Source organism: Massilia oculi (assembly GCF_003143515.1).
GTDB lineage: Bacteria > Pseudomonadota > Gammaproteobacteria > Burkholderiales > Burkholderiaceae_D > Telluria > Telluria oculi.
Genome location: NZ_CP029343.1, coordinates 4,484,498 through 4,500,345 on the forward strand (window position 1 = coordinate 4,484,498; position 15,848 = coordinate 4,500,345).

At 66.6% G+C, this 15,848-nt stretch carries 11 protein-coding genes; 8 read left to right on the forward strand and 3 right to left on the reverse strand.

The window, feature by feature from the left end:
- Positions 1-33: 33 nt before the first annotated feature.
- Positions 34-954, forward strand: coding sequence for a pirin family protein (locus tag DIR46_RS20230; RefSeq protein ID WP_109346851.1), 921 nt, complete (start codon positions 34-36; stop codon positions 952-954).
- Positions 951-1,697 (forward strand): nuclear transport factor 2 family protein, encoded by a 747-nt coding sequence (locus tag DIR46_RS27385; RefSeq protein ID WP_229446329.1) that lies wholly within the window; start codon positions 951-953, stop codon positions 1,695-1,697. The genes DIR46_RS20230 and DIR46_RS27385 overlap by 4 nt, the downstream gene beginning before the upstream one ends.
- On the opposite strand, the gene DIR46_RS20240 is transcribed toward DIR46_RS27385, so the two are convergent.
- Positions 1,633-2,457: a MaoC family dehydratase gene (locus DIR46_RS20240; protein WP_109346852.1), complete on the reverse strand. Its 825-nt coding sequence runs from the start codon at positions 2,455-2,457 to the stop codon at positions 1,633-1,635. The genes DIR46_RS27385 and DIR46_RS20240 overlap by 65 nt on opposite strands.
- Before the next feature lie 240 nt (positions 2,458-2,697).
- Here DIR46_RS20240 and DIR46_RS20245 point away from each other — a divergent pair, with 240 nt between their 5' ends.
- The gene (locus DIR46_RS20245; RefSeq protein ID WP_205289013.1) at positions 2,698-3,342 is read left to right on the forward strand and encodes a hydrolase; all 645 of its coding nucleotides are present in this window, start codon (positions 2,698-2,700) and stop codon (positions 3,340-3,342) included.
- A gap of 55 nt (positions 3,343-3,397) precedes the next feature.
- On the opposite strand, the gene cphA is transcribed toward DIR46_RS20245, so the two are convergent.
- Together cphA and DIR46_RS20255 are read right to left on the reverse strand one after the other, a co-directional pair.
- Complete coding sequence (gene cphA / locus DIR46_RS20250; protein WP_109346854.1) at positions 3,398-5,977, reverse strand: cyanophycin synthetase; 2,580 nt, start codon at positions 5,975-5,977, stop codon at positions 3,398-3,400.
- 24 nt (positions 5,978-6,001) lie between these two features.
- Positions 6,002-8,170, reverse strand: coding sequence for a cyanophycin synthetase (locus DIR46_RS20255; RefSeq protein ID WP_109346855.1), 2,169 nt, complete (start codon positions 8,168-8,170; stop codon positions 6,002-6,004).
- 295 nt (positions 8,171-8,465) lie between these two features.
- Between DIR46_RS20255 and DIR46_RS20260 the strand changes: the two genes are divergently transcribed.
- From DIR46_RS20260 to uvrA, 5 genes are all read left to right on the forward strand, one after another.
- Positions 8,466-10,745 carry a cyanophycin metabolism-associated ABC transporter gene (locus tag DIR46_RS20260; protein ID WP_109346856.1) on the forward strand — a complete coding sequence of 760 codons (2,280 nt, stop codon included), beginning with the start codon at positions 8,466-8,468 and terminating at the stop codon, positions 10,743-10,745.
- Positions 10,746-10,748: 3 nt separating this feature from the next.
- Positions 10,749-11,228, forward strand: coding sequence for a cyanophycin metabolism-associated DUF1854 family protein (locus DIR46_RS20265; RefSeq protein ID WP_109346857.1), 480 nt, complete (start codon positions 10,749-10,751; stop codon positions 11,226-11,228).
- A gap of 134 nt (positions 11,229-11,362) precedes the next feature.
- On the forward strand, positions 11,363-11,899 hold the full coding sequence (locus tag DIR46_RS20270) for a pyridoxamine 5'-phosphate oxidase family protein (protein ID WP_109346858.1): 537 nt from the start codon (positions 11,363-11,365) through the stop codon (positions 11,897-11,899).
- 27 nt (positions 11,900-11,926) lie between these two features.
- Entirely contained in the window at positions 11,927-13,174 is a 1,248-nt protein-coding gene (locus DIR46_RS20275; protein ID WP_109346859.1) for a glycosyltransferase, read from the forward strand.
- Between the two features lie 78 nt (positions 13,175-13,252).
- Entirely contained in the window at positions 13,253-15,802 is a 2,550-nt protein-coding gene (gene uvrA / locus DIR46_RS20280) for an excinuclease ABC subunit UvrA (protein WP_109346860.1), read from the forward strand.
- Positions 15,803-15,848: the final 46 nt, after the last annotated feature.

Sequence of the window (15,848 nt, forward strand, 5' to 3'; positions counted from 1 at the left end):
ATTCTTCAATTCACTATGGAGCTATGAAAAACCATGATTGACATGATCATCGAGCAGCGGCGCCGCAACCTGGGCGGCAGTTTCGAGGTCGGCCGCGTGCTGCCGTTCGCCAAGCGGCGCATGGTCGGGCCGTTCATTTTCTTCGACCATATCGGTCCGCTCGACCTGGCGCCGGGCATCGACCGCAGCGTCGACGTGCGCGCACATCCCCATATCGGCCTGTCGACGGTGACCTATCTGTTCTCGGGCCGGATCATGCACCGCGACAGCCTGGGCGTCGAACAGGAGATCCATCCGCACGAAGTCAACTGGATGACCGCGGGCAGCGGCATCACGCACAGCGAGCGCTTCGAGCACGCGCGGGCGCACGGCGACCATCTGCACGGCATCCAGGCCTGGGTCGCGCTGCCGAATGGCATGGAGGAAATCGCGCCGTCGTTCTCGCACCATTCCGGCGCCGACCTGCCGCAGTGGCAGGATGGCGGCGTCACCGGCCAGCTCATCGCCGGCAGCGCCTATGGCCTCTCCGCCGCCGCGAAAACCTGTTCGCCGCTGTTCTATGCCCACCTCGACATGCAGCCGGGATCGACCGCCGAGATCCCCGGCGGCTACAAGGAACGCGCCCTGTACATCGCCACCGGCGCGGTGGAACTCGACGGCATGCGCCACGAGAGCGGCCGGATGCTGGTGCTGGGCGCGGCGGCCTCGCGCGTCAAGGCGCTGGAGCACGCGACCGTGATGGTGCTGGGCGGGGAACCGGTCGGCGAGCGCCATCTGTACTGGAATTTCGTGTCGTCTTCCAAGGACCGGCTGGCGCAGGCGGCGGCCGACTGGCAGGCGGGCAGGATGAAGCTGCCGGATGCGGACGACAAGGAATTCACGCCGCTGCCGGATGCGCCGCCGCCTCCGGTGGCGGGCGATGGCGCCGCCGTCGATCGTGCATCGCCTTTATGAAAGGTACTGCCGTGTCGATCGACCGCTTCCCCATCGGCCTCGAGATGGATGTCGCCTATCCCGAATTCCAGGTCAGCCTGACGCTGCTGTCGTCGACACAGCTGAAATTCGAGATCAGGGACGGGCCGTTCGCCCGATCCGAAATCGTCGCCATCCAGGTCGCCCCGCTGGGCAACGGCATGTTTGCCGTGAGCTGGCAGGAAAATGACGGCGCCAGCGTCGTCAATGTCCAGGACTACGATCGTGGCGTGGTCCACTCGTACGCGACGCTGCCCGGCGGCCGGTTCCTGCGCATGGAAGGCGCCATCGCCGTCACGCGGCCTGCGCCAGCGGCGTCGGACGACCGCCCGCGGCGCAACAAGGCGCTGGTGCTCGAGGCGATGACCTCATTGTTCCAGGCGCGCGATGCGTCGGCGGTCGACCGCCTCTATTCCGCGGAATATATCCAGCACAATCCCGACATCCCGCAGGGGAGAGACGCCCTGCGGACGCTGGTGGCCGGCATGTCGAAAGACGTTTACTACGAACCGGGCATGATGGTTGCCGAAGCCGACCTGGTTGCCATTCATGGACGCATCCGCGGCTGGTCCGGGGCGCCGCAGGTGGTGGTCGACCTGTTCCGCATCGAGGATGGCAGGTTGGCCGAACACTGGGACGTGTTGCAGGATGAAGTGCCGCTCAGGACTGCTGGAGGCGTGGCGATGTTCGATCCGCAAGAGGCACGGCGTAGCGTCCCTCGATGACGATACGGTCGTCGCACACGGCCGCGAATCGACCCTCGGTATCGCGCTGGAACAGTGCAACGCTCGAACCCAGGGGGACCGGCTGACGGAAGCGGGACCAGACCGATGTGATCTCCTGGCCGCAAGCCGTTTGCAGCAGCGAACAGGCTTTCGCCAGCGTGTGCGCCCCGTGGACGATCGGCGTACGCATTCCCATCAGGCGCGCCGACCACCGCCACAGGTGGATCGGGTTCCAGTCGCCCGACAAGGCCGCATAGTGCCGTCCGGCTTCATGCGCGACCGTCCATCCGCCGAGCGCCTCACCATGCGGCGCTTCGGGCGGCGGCGCATTGCGGCCCGTGCGGTCGCCACGCCGGATCAGATAAGTGCTGTCGCAGGAAAAGGCCAGCCGTTCGCCATCGAAGGCGTGCGTCTCCAGCACGGCGTGCAAGGCGCCGTTCGGCGCAGGGGGCGGCAGTTGCAAGACGGTCGTCAGCGCCAGCGGCGCATCGAGCACGACCGGGGCGTGCATCGCCAGCCGGTTCTCGACATGGATCAGGCCCGGAATGCGAAACGGGATCGGGCAGGCCAGCATGGTCGCCAGCTGCGCGCGCTGCGCCAGCAGGTAGAGAAATGTGAGCGGAACCGCATCGCCCCTGAATCCAAAGGCGGCCTGATAGCGGCGCACGTGATCGGCGTCGATCCGGTCGAGGCGCCAGGTGGCGTCGACCTGGCCGGTCGACGAGCGCGCCGGCTGCTTGAGCAGCGCCCGCAGCAGCATGGCCGCTCCGAATGGGGGAAGAGAGGGGAGTGAAGCGAGGTGCGCAGTGCTCATCCTTGCAGGATAACATCGTCGCCATACCTCTACCGCTCGACCATGTGGATCATGATGTTCCGGTTCTAACGCAGCAAGATTAGCCTGCAAACCGCAGGAACCGTCATTGTCGCCCGATCAACGCATTGCTACCTTACCGATTCCGAAGCGCGCCCCGGCGCTCCGTCAATGTGAGGAATAGATATTATGAGCAAGAATGGACTGAACGCGCTCCTGCGTCCGGAAGACAGCATCGTCGTTCTCATCGATCACCAGCCATTTCAGTTCGCCTGCCTGAAAAGCCATGAGCCGACCATGATCATGAATAATGTGGTCGGCCTGGCGAAGGCGGCAAAAGTCTTCGATGTGCCGACGATCCTGACGACCGTGCTGGAAGAGCGCGGCGGTTATCTCATCAAGGAACTGCAGGCAGTCTTCCCTGAGCAGAAGCCGATCGATCGCACCTTCATCAATACCTGGGAAGATGCGAAGGTGACCGACATCGTCAAGAAGAGCGGCCGCAAGCAGCTGGTGCTCGCCGGCCTGTACACCGAGATCTGCCTGGCGATGCCGGCGATCCAGGCCGCGGGCGAGGGCTACGACGTCTTCGTCGTCACCGACGCATCCGGCGGCGTGAGCGAGGAAGCGCACGACATGGCCGTGCGCCGCATGGTCGCAGCCGGCTGCACGCCGATCACCTGGTTTGCCATCATGTCCGAGTGGCAGCGCGACTATGCGCGCGAGAGCACGCTCGAAGGCGTCACCAACATCATCCACGAAAACGGCGGCGCCGCCTCGGTGGCCCTGTCGTGGGAAACCCAGCTGCTCACTGCACCCCGCGCCAAATCCTAGGTCCGACCGCAGTGCGCGGGACGGCCAGCGACTGGCCGCCCCGCGCAGCAGGAACTCAGGCGGCCTTGGCCTGGGTCACGCGCCGCGTGATGTGCGCCAGCGCCGCATCGACCTGGTCGATCAGGACCAGGCACAGGTCGCCCTCGTCCAGGCGGTCGAGCGCGCGGTCGATGGCGACGAACTCGCCATCGATCTCTTCCACGTGCGTGGTGCGGGTGGCGCCGGCCAGGCCCGCGCGCAGCAGCGCGATCACCTCGCCGTCGGCGCGGCCACGCTGGCACTGGTCCTGGTACAGCAGCACGTCGTCGAAGGACTTGCCCAGGATTTCGGTCTGCTGGCGGATGTCCTGGTCGCGGCGGTCGCCGGCGCCGCTGATCACCACCGAACGGCGCTTGGCCGGCATGCCTTCGACCGCATTGACCAGCGCGGCGATCGCGTCCGGATTGTGGCCATAGTCGGCGATCACGGTCGCGCCGCGGTAGTCGAACACATTGAAACGGCCCGGCGCATTGTCGCTCTCGCCCACGAAGGTTTTCAGGCCCAGGCGGATCGCATCCCACGACGTGCCGACGCCCCAGGCGGCGGCCACCGACGCCATCACGTTCTCGACCTGGAAGCCCACCACGCCACCGCGCGTGATCGGCACTTCCTTCATGTCGATGCGCTCCACAAAACTGCCTTGCGCCGCCACCAGGTGGCCTTCCTCGACGAACACGACGCGGCGGCCCTGGGCGCGGTGCATCGCCATGATCGGATTGCCCACGTCCTGGGCGAAGAAGGTGACTTCGCCGCGGGTCTTCTCGGCCATCGCCGCCACGGTCGGGTCGGCGGCGTTGAGCACCGCCATGCCGCCCACGGCCACGTTCTGCACGATCACGCGTTTCAGTACCGCCAGGTCTTCCAGCGTGGTGATGTAGTTCAGGCCCAGGTGGTCGCCGGCGCCGATATTGGTCACCACCGCGACCTGGCATTTGTCGAAGGCCAGGCCTTCGCGCAGCAGGCCGCCGCGCGCCGTCTCGAACACGGCGGCGTCGACGTCCGGGTGCAGCAGCACGTTGCGCGCGCTGCGCGGGCCGCTGCAGTCGCCGCTGTCGATGCGGCGGCCTTCGATGTAGACGCCATCGGTATTGGTCATGCCGGTGCGCAGGCCCGACGCGGTGAGCAGGTGCGCGATCAGGCGCACGGTGGTGGTCTTGCCGTTGGTGCCGGTGACGGCCACCACCGGGATGCGGCCGTCGTCGCCGGGCGCGTACAGGGTGTCGATGATCGCTTCGCCGATCGCGCGCGGCTTGCCGAACGACGGCGCCAGGTGCATGCGCAGGCCCGGCGCGGCATTGACTTCGACGATGCCGCCGCCCACGTCTTCCATCGGCTTCAGGACGCTGTCGGCCACCAGGTCGACGCCGCAGATGTCCAGGCCGATCATGTGGGCGGCGGCGATCGCGCGCTCGGCCACTTCTGGGTGGACGTCGTCCGTCACGTCGGTGGCGGTGCCGCCGGTCGACAGGTTGGCGTTGTTGCGCAGGACCACGCGCTGGCCCAGGGCCGGTACCGAGTCGGCGTTCATCCCTTGCTGCACCAGCGTGCCCAGGGCGATGTCGTCGAAGCGGATCTTGGTCAGCGAGGTCGCATGGCCGTCGCCGCGGCGCGGGTCGCGGTTGACTTCATCGACCAGCTCGCGCACGGTGTGCTTGCCGTCGCCGATCACTTGCGGCGGTTCGCGGCGCGCGGCGGCCACCATCTTGTCGCCGACCACCAGCAGGCGGTAGTCGTGGCCCGGCAGGTAGCGCTCGACCAGGATGTCGTCGCGGAATTCGCTGGCCGCCTTGAAGCCGGCGTCGAGCTGTTCACGGGTGGTGACGTTGACCGTCACGCCCTTGCCCTGGTTGCCGTCCTTCGGCTTGATCACGACCGGCAGGCCGATTTCCATGGCCGCGGCCCAGGCGTCGTCAGGATCGACCACGCTGCGGCCCTGCGGCACCGGGACGCCAGCCGCGTCCAGCAGCTTCTTGGTCAGTTCCTTGTCCTGGGCGATCGATTCGGCGATGGCGCCGGTGGCGTCGATCTCGGCCGCCTGGATGCGCCGCTGGCGGCTGCCCCAGCCGAACATCACCATGCTGCCTTCGGTCATGCGGCGGAACGGGATGTTGCGGGCCACGGCGGCCTGCACGATCGAGCCGGTCGAGGGGCCCAGGCGCACGTCTTCATCCAGGTCGCGCAGCTGCTTGAGCGCGGCGGCCAGGTCGAACGGAGTGTCTTCGCGTGCGGACTGTATCAGCTGCCGCGCCAGCTCGAGCGCCAGGCGGCCGACGTCTTCCTCGCTGTATTCGACCACGACCTGGTAGATGCCGGTTTCCAGGGTGGCGGTGGTGCGGCTGAAAGTCACCGGGCAGCCGGCTTCGGCCTGCAGCGTCAGCGCCACCAGCTCGAGCACCTGCGCCAGCGGCACCGTGTCGTGATGGCCATAGGGCTGCAGGGCGCCCATCTGCGGGAAGCGCACGCGCAGGCGCGATTCAAAACCGTCCAGAGCGTCGATCGATGCTTCCTCCGGCGTGCACGCCACGATGGCCTCGACCGAGGTGTGGTGGCTCCAGAGATTGGGGCCACGCAGGGCCCGTACGCGAGATACTTCCATAAACCGTCTTCCTTTATTGATGGATTACTTCTTCGGCGTCGCGTCGAAGGCGCGCAGGCCGCCGCACAGCAGGTCGCTCGGCACGCCGAGCGCCCACGCGGCGGCCACAGCGGCCAGCACGTTCTCCGGATACTTCACGGTCGACGGCTTCATCGCCGCCAGCGCGATCAGCGGGGTTTCCTGCTCGCCAGCCGCCAGCACGATGCGGCCGTCGCGCGCGAACACCACGCGTTCACCGCTCTGGCGGTGGGCGGCCAGGATCGGGTTGGTTTCGTCGGCCGCGTAATAGATTACGCCGCCGTCGCACAGCTCGGCCAGGCCGGCGACTCGTTCGTCGGCCGCGTTCAGCACCGCCACGCCGTCCGGCAGGATCACATCGACCTGGCTGCGGATCACGTTGTACATCGCATCCTCGTCGCGCACGTAGAACTCGGCGACGTCCTCGATGCCGTTCATGTCGGTCACCACGCCCACCGTGCAGCGGTCGTAGGGCAGGCCGTCCTGCAGGATCGAGCGCGCGTTCGATTCGAACACGGCGGTCTCCACGTTGCGGTTGATCAGGATGCGCTGGGCCGCTTCGACGCCGGTCGAATCACGGGTCGAGATGGCGCGCGCGTTCAGGTACAGGCCTTCGCCGTTGGCGACGCCGACTTCCTTGCGCGTGATGTTGACCAGGCAGCCGACCAGGCGCGTGATCAGGCTGCAGCCCTTCGAGCCGGTCACGCCGACCACCGGGATGCGCGCCGTCTGCTCTTGCCCGAACAGGTGGTCGACGATGTCCTTGCCGACGTTGCGCGGCGTGCCGCTGGCCGGCTTCATGTGGGCCAGCAGGCCCGGGCTGGCATTGACTTCGATGATGGCGCCGCGCTGCTCTTCCAGGGGGCGCGAGATGTCTTCGCATACCAGGTCGATGCCGGCGATGTCCAGGCCGACGATGCGCGCGGCCAGGGCGGCGGCGTGGGCGACGTCCGGGTGCACCAGGTCGGTCACGTCGTCGGCGACGTTGCCGTTCACCTGGATCAGCACTTTCTGGCCTTTGGATGGAATCGACTCGGGAGTCAGGCCCTGGCGCTGCAGTTGCAGCTGGTTCTCTTCGCTCTCGCGCGGCTTGACGGGGCTGAGCGGGAATTCCTCGCTCTCGCCGCGGCGCGGGTCGATATTGATCTGGGTGTCGCACAGCTCGGCCACGTTGCTGCGGCCGTCGCCCGTGACCCAGACCGACTCGCCGCGCGCGGCAGCCACCACCTTGCGGCCGACCACCAGCAGGCGGTGTTCGTTGCCCGTGACGTAGCGCTCGACGAGGACCGACTTGCTTTCGCCTTCTTCGGAAGCGATGGTATAGGCGGCCTTGACTTCGGCCTCGGTCATCAGGTTGAGCGACACGCCGCGACCATGGTTGGCGTCGATCGGTTTCACGACCACCGGCAGGCCGATGTCCTGGGCTTCGTCCCACGCGTCCTCGGGACTGCGCGCGATCGCGCCTTCCGGCACCGGCACGCCGCAGGAGGAGAGCAGGGACTTGGTCATGTCCTTGTCGCTGGCGATGCCTTCGGCGATCGCGCTGGTGCGGTCGGTTTCGGCGGTCCAGATGCGGCGCTGGGCTGCGCCATAGCCGAGCTGCACCAGGTTACCGTCGGTCAGGCGGATCGAGGGGATGCGGCGATCCGTGGCGGCATCCACGATGTGGGCGGTGGACGGGCCCAGGCAATGGCGATCGACCATGTCGGTCAGGCGCACGACTTCGGCCGGCAGGTCGAACGGCTCGTCGTTGATCGCGGCCATCATCAGGCGGTGGGCGACGTCGAGCGCGGCGCGGCCGACGGTCTCGTCGCGGGTGCGGAAGGCCATCTTGTAGATGGCGTGCTCGCCGGTCGAACGGGTCTTGCCGAAGCCGGTCTTCATGCCGGCCAGGTTCTGCACCTCGAGCACGACGTGTTCGAGGATGTGGCCGGCCCAGGTGCCGTCACGCAGGCGCTCCAGGAAGCCGCCGCGGTAGCCGACGCCGCAATGGTGCTCGACCAGCCCGGGCAGCCAGGCGGTCAGGCGCTCGGTGAAGCCGGGAAGAAGGTTCGAGGGATAGTCTTCCAGCTCGCCGATGTCGAGCCAGGCCTCGAGTACCGGACGGTAGGTCCAGATATTCGGTCCGCGCAGATAGCTCACGCGCAGGAATTTGATGTCATTCTTCTTGGTCATGTAATCACTTTTGCCGCCTGACGCCTCTCTCGCGCTGGCGACTTGTCCTTGTCTGCCCGACTTTCAAAACGGTGCCGAAAGCGGCCATGTACACACCAACTCATGTACACTTGCCGGCCTGCTGCGCCGCAACATTCCTACTAACACGTTTCTCGTGTCATCCAAACGATACGCACAAACGTTCTAGCGCTCTGTGGAGCGTTTCACGCAACGGCGTAACGACGGTCCTCGTGCAACGCCGGTCCGGCGCCATGTCCACCCTTAGAGAACAAAAGCCTGTTATCGGGCGCAATACATGACAACTCAACAACCTGCTATTCCATCGTCGCTTGCGATAGCCGCCAGTTCTGTTCCTGAACAGTGGCAAAGTGACGTCGCGAAACAGCTTGCACCAGGGGAAAACGTTTTAAGCAGCGTGGAGGTTGACCTCGACGCGAAATTACATTTCTCGAAAGGCCTGGTGCTGGTGACGAATCGCCGCCTGCTGGCGCGCGCGCCGGGCGAGACCGTCTGGCGCGACTGGCCGCACCGCGCGGGCACCATGCTGCGCCACCATGACCACGCCGGCGTCGGCCATCTCGAGCTGGTCGACGAAGGCGGGCTGCTGGCCGCCTGGCGCTTCACGCTGGGCCAGAACCTGCACGCGATCCGTGTCGCCGACGGATTCCGCGACCAGGTCCACAGCGTGGCCACGGGCGTGCCCGTGCAGCCACCCGACCAGCACACTTGTCCAAGTTGCAAGGCTCCGCTCGAGCCGGACCAGGAAGACTGCCCGATCTGCGAGAAAGTGCTGCACACGCCGCCGTCGACCTGGACCCTGTTCCGCCTGTGGCGCTTCGCCCAGCCCTATAAAGGGCAATTATTACTGGGATTCTTGCTGATGCTGGGCTCGACCGGCGCGCACATGATTCCGCCCTACCTGACGATGCCGCTGCTGGACAATGTGCTGATCCCGTACCAGAACGGGCAGCAAATCGATACCAATCTGGTCTATATGTATATGGGCGGCCTGTTCGCGGCCGCGCTGCTGGCCTGGCTGCTGGGCTGGGCCAAGACCTATGTGCTGGCGCTGGCCTCCGAGCGCATCGGCGCCGACCTGCGCTCGACCACCTATGAACACCTGATGCGCCTGTCGCTGGAATTCTTCGGCGGCAAGCGCACCGGCGACCTGATGGCGCGGATCGGCAGCGGTTCGGACCGGATTTGCGTCTTCCTGTCGCTGCACTTGCTCGACTTCCTGTCGGACGTGCTGATGATCGTGATGACGGGCATTATTTTGTTCACGATTAATCCCTGGCTGGCCGTGGTGACCCTGCTGCCGCTGCCATTCATTGCCTGGATGATCCACATCGTGCGCGACAAGCTGCGCACCGGCTTCGAGAAAATCGACCGCGTCTGGGGCGAGGTGACCAATGTGCTGGCCGACACCATCCCCGGCATCCGGGTGGTGAAGGCCTTCGCCCAGGAAAAGCGAGAAGCAGCCCGCTTCCGCGAAGCCAACAAGCACAACCTCGCGGTCAATGACAAGCTGAACCGGGTGTGGTCGCTGTTCTCGCCCACCGTGTCGTTCCTGACCGAACTGGGCTTGCTCGTGATCTGGTGCTTCGGCATCTGGCAGGTGTCGCGGGGCGACATCACGGTCGGCACGCTGTCGGCCTTCATCGCCTACAGCGGCCGCTTCTACGTGCGCCTGGATTCGATGAGCCGCATCGTGTCGGTGACGCAGAAATCGGCCTCGGCCGCCAAGCGCATCTTCGACATCCTCGACCACGTCTCGAGCGTGCCGGACCCGGTCAACCCGGTGAAAGTCGACAAGATCGAGGGCAATATCGAGCTGCGCGAGGTTGGTTTCCGTTACGGCAACCGCGCGGTGAATCGCGGCATCTCGCTCAAGATCAAGGCCGGCGAGATGGTGGGCCTGGTCGGCCACAGCGGTTCGGGCAAGAGCACGCTGGTCAACCTGATCTGCCGCTTCTACGACGTGGCCGAAGGCGCGATCCTGCTCGACGGCCAGGACATCCGCTCGTTCGCCGTGGCCGACTACCGCCGCCATATCGGCCTGGTGCTGCAGGAGCCGTTCCTGTTCTTCGGCACCATTGCCGACAACATCGCCTACGGCAAGCCGAACGCCACCCGCGAAGAGATCATCGCGTCGGCGCGCGCCGCCCATGCCCACGAATTCATCCTGCGCCTGCCGCAGGGCTACGATTCGATGGTCGGCGAGCGCGGCCAGGGCCTGTCGGGCGGCGAGCGCCAGCGCATCTCGATCGCGCGCGCGCTGCTGATCGATCCGCCGATCCTGATCCTGGACGAAGCGACCTCGTCGGTGGACTCGGAAACCGAGAAAGAAATCCAGAAGGCGCTCGACAATCTGGTGCAGGGCCGCACCACGATCGCCATCGCGCACCGCCTGTCGACCCTGCACCGGGCCGACCGCCTGGTGGTGCTGGACCGCGGCGTGGTGGTCGAAGAAGGCAGCCATGACGAGCTGATGGCGCGCGAAGGCGCTTACCACCGCCTCTACGAAGCGCAGGCGCGCAACGTGGACCAGGATCTGGACGACAAGGACGCATAATCAATGACGAGCATTTCGACTATTCCCTTCCAGCTGCGCCGCGACAGTTTTGGAAAACTGGTGATTACCCTGGAAAACGGCGAAGAGTGGGTCGGCGTGATGCCGGTGCGCGCCTTCCCGATCCAGGCGCCGACCAAGGGCATCTCGCTGGTGCGCGACGGCGGCAAGGAAGTCGCCTGGATCGACGACCTGGCCGAGATGCCGGACACGATCCGCACCCTGATCCGCGAGGAAATCGAGGGCCGGGAGTTCATCCCCGAAATCCTGGCCATCAAGGACGTGTCGAGCTTTGCCACGCCCTGCACCTGGTTCGTCAGGACCGACCGCGGCGACACCGAGTTCGTGCTGAAAGTGGACGAGGACATCCGCCGCATCGGCGAAGCCTCGCTGCTGGTGGCGGACAGCCACGGCATCAACTTCCTGGTGCGCGATATGTTCAAGATCGACAAGCACAGCCGCAAGATCCTCGATCGCTTCTTGTAAAACCGCTGTGAACCTGCATTGAACCGAACGCGGGGCACTTCGATTGTCCAGCGTTCGGCCACCCACATACCAACGGTAGCGATCCGGCTACAGTCTTCTCATCGGCCACATGGCCATCCTCAGAGGAGAAGACTATGGATTCCATCAACCGCAACCAACCCGAAGAAAACCGCCGCGACCTGGCCGGCATGGACGCCATCGAGCGCACCAAGGACATGATCGACGACGCCGACTCGTGCTTCTTTTGCACCGGCAACGGCCAGGGCCCGAGCCGCGGCGTGCGTCCGATGAGCGTGCGCGAGACCGACGATGCCGGCGCCATCTGGTTCTTGAGCAGCATCGACAGCCACAAGAACCAGGAATTGCAGTCCAATCCAACCGTCAAATTGTTCTTCCAGTCGGGCAAGCATTCCGGCTTCCTGGAACTGGACGGCCACGCCGAGATATCGCAAGACAAGGCGCGCATCAAGCAGTTGTGGAACCCGATGCTCAAGACCTGGTTCACCGAAGGCGAGGACGATCCGCGCATCACCGTCATCAAGATCACGCCCAGGACCGGCTATTACTGGGACAACAAGCATGGCGACGCGGTGGCCGGCGTCAAGGTCGCGGTCGGCGCGATGATCGGCAAGACGCTCGACGATTCGATCGAAGGTACACTGTCCTTCTGATAAAGATAGGAAGAGGGAGGCGGGCGGGTGCATTTCATCCTGGCGACGATCGGCTCGGCCGGCGACCTGTTTCCCTTCCTCTGGATCGGCCGCGCGCTGCGCGAGCGCGGCAACCGGGTCGATTTCCTCGGCCCGCAGCAGCATGCGCTCTATGTCGAGGCGGCCGGACTCGCCTTCCACGGCTTGCCGGCCGACATGGCGGTGCTCGACCATCCCGACCTGTGGCACGCCACCCGCGGCCTGGCCGTGGTGTGGGACGCGACGCGGCCGGCCATGGCGCAGCTGCCGCGGGTGGTCGAAGCGCTTGCCCGCAAACAGCCGGACGAGCGGCGCGTGCTGCTGGTCCATCCGCTGGCCCTGCCCGAGGCCGACCTGTGCCGCCACGCCTGTCCCGGCCTCAAGATCGCGGCGGCCTGGCTGGCGCCGTCCAACCTGCCGACCGTGCACGATCCGCTGCTGCTCGGCCCATGGCCGGTGCCTGCCTGGGTGCCGCATGGTGCGCGCCGCTGGCTGTGGCGTGGATTGGCGGCGCGCTTCCTCGACCCGGTGGCGCTGCCCGGCCTGAACGCGGCGCGCGTGGAACGCGGCTTGCCGCAGGTCGACAGCATGGTCGATTTCATCCCGTCCATTCCCGACCTGTCGCTGGCGCTGTTCCCCGACTGGTTCGCGGCGCCGGCCCCGGATTGGCCCAGGCCGCTCTGCCAAGCCGGCTTCCCGCTCTACGACCCCGATCCGAACGCCGCGCCGAGCGCGGAGCTGCGCGCCTTTCTCGACGGCGGCGTGCAGCCGGTCGTGTTCACGCCCGGCACCGGCAACCGCCAGGCCCGCGCTTATTTCGAGGCGGCGACGCAGGCCGTGACTGAACTCGGCCTGCGTGCGGTGTTCCTGACGCCGCACTTCGAGCAGTTGCCGGCCACGCTGCCGCCAAGCGTCTGCTGGCAGGACTACGTCCCGCTGAAGGCCTTGCTGCCCCACGTCGCGGCCCTGGTCCACCACGGCGGCATCGGCACCACGGCCGAAGCCCTGCGGGCCGGCACGCCGCAACTGATCGTGCCGCTGGCGCACGACCAGTTCGACAATGCGGCGCGGGTGGTGGCGATGGGGGCCGGCGCGAGCCTGCATGCCACCCGCGTCACGCCGGCGCGCATGGCGAAGGCGTTGCAAAAGGTGGTGGGGAACACGCGGGTCGCGGCGCGGAGCGCCGGACTTGCCGAGCGGTTCGCGGGGCAGGGTGGCGTCGATGGGCTGTGTGCGCGCCTGGAAACCCTGGCTTGACCGCATTGTTGGCAAGCGCACCGACGTCGCGCGCCCGCAGGCGTCCAATGAGGTTTTTACGACGTTGCCGGAGGGCGGATGCCCAGCAAAACTTCTAACAGGAAAAGTATCGACAAAAGCAGGGCCGAGGACGGCTACGTCCACGTGCGCGGTGCGCGCGAGCACAATCTGAAGAACGTCGACCTCGACATCCCGCGCGGGCAGCTGGTGGTCTTCACCGGCGTCTCGGGCTCGGGTAAATCGTCGCTGGCCTTCGGCACCCTGTATGCGGAAGCCCAGCGGCGCTATCTGGAATCGGTGTCGCCCTATGCGCGCCGCCTGTTCCACCAGATGCCGGTGCCCGAGGTCGACGAGATCGAGGGCTTGCCGCCGGCGGTCGCCCTGCAGCAGCAGCGCGGCACGCCCACCGCGCGCTCCTCGGTCGGCAGCGTCAGCACCTTGAGCAATTCCCTGCGCATGCTGTACTCGCGGGCCGGCGATTATCCGAAAGGGCAGGAGCTGCTGTATGCCGAATCGTTCTCGCCCAACACTCCGCAAGGCGCCTGCCCGCGCTGCTCGGGACTGGGCCGCATCTACGACGTGACCGAACACTCGATGGTGCCGGACGACAGCCTGACGATCCGCGAGCGGGCGATCGCCGCCTGGCCACCGGCCTGGCATGGCCAGAACCTGCGCGACATCCTGGTCACCCTCGGCTACGATGTCGATACCCCATGGCGCGATTTGCCGAAAAAGGACCGCGACTGGATCCTGTACACCGACGAGAGCCCGACGGTGCCGGTGTATGCCGGCCTCACGCCCAAGGAGACGAAGGCGGCCTTGCGGCGCAAGGACACGCCCAGCTACCAGGGCACCTTCACCGGCGTGCGGCGCTACGTGATGCAGACCTTCGCCAATACCGAAAGCGCCTCGATGAAGAAGCGCGTGGCGCGCTACATGGTCAGCAATGCCTGCCCGGAATGCGAAGGCAAGCGCCTGCGGCGCGAATCGCTGTCGGTCACCTTTGCCGGCCATGACATCGCCGAGATCTCGCGCCTGCCGCTGGCGCGCCTGGCCGAACTGCTCCAGCCCTACGCCCAGGGCAAGGACAAGGACGGCGCCCGCCTGCACAAGGAGCAGCTGATCGTGCGCCGCCGCATCGCCGCCGACCTGGCCGCGCGCCTGGAGGTGCTGCTGGCGCTGGGCCTGGGCTACCTGGCGCTGGAACGCAGCACGCCGACCCTGTCGCCCGGCGAATTGCAGCGCCTGCGCCTGGCGACGCAAGTGCGATCGAGCCTGTTCGGGGTGGTCTACGTGCTTGACGAGCCTTCGAGCGGCCTGCATCCGGCCGACACCGAAGCGCTGCTCGACGCGCTGGCCCAGCTGAAGGCGGCCGGCAACTCGCTGTTCGTGGTCGAGCATGCGCTGGACGTGATCCGGCAGGCCGACTGGCTGGTCGACGTCGGTCCGCTTGCCGGCGAGCGTGGCGGCCAGGTGTTATATAGCGGCGTGCCCGAAGGGCTGCGCAAGATCGAGGCGTCGCAGACCCGGCGCTACCTGTTCGGCGAAGCGCCGCCGCCGCAGCGCACGCCACGCGAGCCCACCGGCTGGCTGAAGCTTGCGGGCGTCCACCGCAACAACCTGAACGACCTGGAAGTCGATTTCCCGCTCGGCGTGCTGACGAGCGTGACCGGCGTGTCGGGCTCCGGCAAGTCGAGCCTCGTGAGCCAGGTGCTGGTCGAACTGGTGGGCCAGGCCCTGGGGCAGGGCGGCGCGGCGCAGGAAGAGGCGCCGGACGAGCCGGACCTGGAACGCGACGAGGAGTTGCCGCTGGAGGGCCGCATCGTCTCCGGCATGGAGGGCGTGCGGCGCCTGGTGCGGGTCGACCAGAAACCGATCGGCCGCACGCCGCGCTCGAACCTGGCGACTTACACCGGCCTGTTCGACCAGGTGAGAAAGCTGTTCGCAGCTACGGAGGATGCGAAGAAGCGCCGCTACGACGCCGGCCGCTTTTCGTTCAACGTCGCCAAGGGCCGCTGCGAGCATTGCGCCGGCGAGGGCTTCGTGATAGTCGAGCTGCTGTTCCTGCCCAGCGTCTATGCGCCTTGCCCGACCTGCGAGGGGGCGCGCTACAACGCCGAGACCCTCCAGGTTCGCTATCGCGACAGGAACATCGCCGAGGTGCTGGGCATGACGGTGGGCGAGGCGATCGACTTCTTCAAGGGCGAAGCGCTGGTCGAGCGCTCGCTGGAAGTATTGAACGAGGTGGGCCTCGACTACCTGCGCCTGGGGCAGCCGGCCACCGAACTTTCCGGCGGCGAGGCGCAGCGCATCAAGCTGGCGTCCGAACTGCAACGCGCCACGCGCGGCAATGCGCTGTATGTACTGGACGAGCCGACCACCGGCCTGCACCCGGTCGACGCCGACCGCCTGATGGTGCAGCTGAACCGCCTGGTCGATGCCGGCAATACCGTGATCGTGGTCGAGCACACGATGCGGGTCGTGGCCGGCAGCGATTGGGTGATCGACGTCGGCCCCGGCGCCGGCGACGACGGCGGTGCGGTGGTGGCTTCCGGCCCACCCCAGGAAGTCGCGCGCAACAAGGAAAGTCGCACTGCGCGCTACCTCGCAGCCCAGATGACACAATGAAAGTGAGCAAATCCGGCGAGCCGAGCGGTGCGCCGGATTTGTGTTC

Bases quoted from the DNA above. Each gene is read 5' to 3' on its own strand.
- DIR46_RS20230 (WP_109346851.1), top strand. From the start codon at position 34: ATGATTGACATGATCATCGAGCAGCGGCGCCGCAACCTGGGCGGCAGT.
- DIR46_RS27385 (WP_229446329.1), top strand. From the start codon at position 951: ATGAAAGGTACTGCCGTGTCGATCGACCGCTTCCCCATCGGCCTCGAG.
- DIR46_RS20240 (WP_109346852.1), bottom strand. From the start codon at position 2,457: ATGCTGCTGCGGGCGCTGCTCAAGCAGCCGGCGCGCTCGTCGACCGGC.
- DIR46_RS20245 (WP_205289013.1), top strand. From the start codon at position 2,698: ATGAGCAAGAATGGACTGAACGCGCTCCTGCGTCCGGAAGACAGCATC.
- cphA (WP_109346854.1), bottom strand. From the start codon at position 5,977: ATGGAAGTATCTCGCGTACGGGCCCTGCGTGGCCCCAATCTCTGGAGC.
- DIR46_RS20255 (WP_109346855.1), bottom strand. From the start codon at position 8,170: ATGACCAAGAAGAATGACATCAAATTCCTGCGCGTGAGCTATCTGCGC.
- DIR46_RS20260 (WP_109346856.1), top strand. From the start codon at position 8,466: ATGACAACTCAACAACCTGCTATTCCATCGTCGCTTGCGATAGCCGCC.
- DIR46_RS20265 (WP_109346857.1), top strand. From the start codon at position 10,749: ATGACGAGCATTTCGACTATTCCCTTCCAGCTGCGCCGCGACAGTTTT.
- DIR46_RS20270 (WP_109346858.1), top strand. From the start codon at position 11,363: ATGGATTCCATCAACCGCAACCAACCCGAAGAAAACCGCCGCGACCTG.
- uvrA (WP_109346860.1), top strand. From the start codon at position 13,253: ATGCCCAGCAAAACTTCTAACAGGAAAAGTATCGACAAAAGCAGGGCC.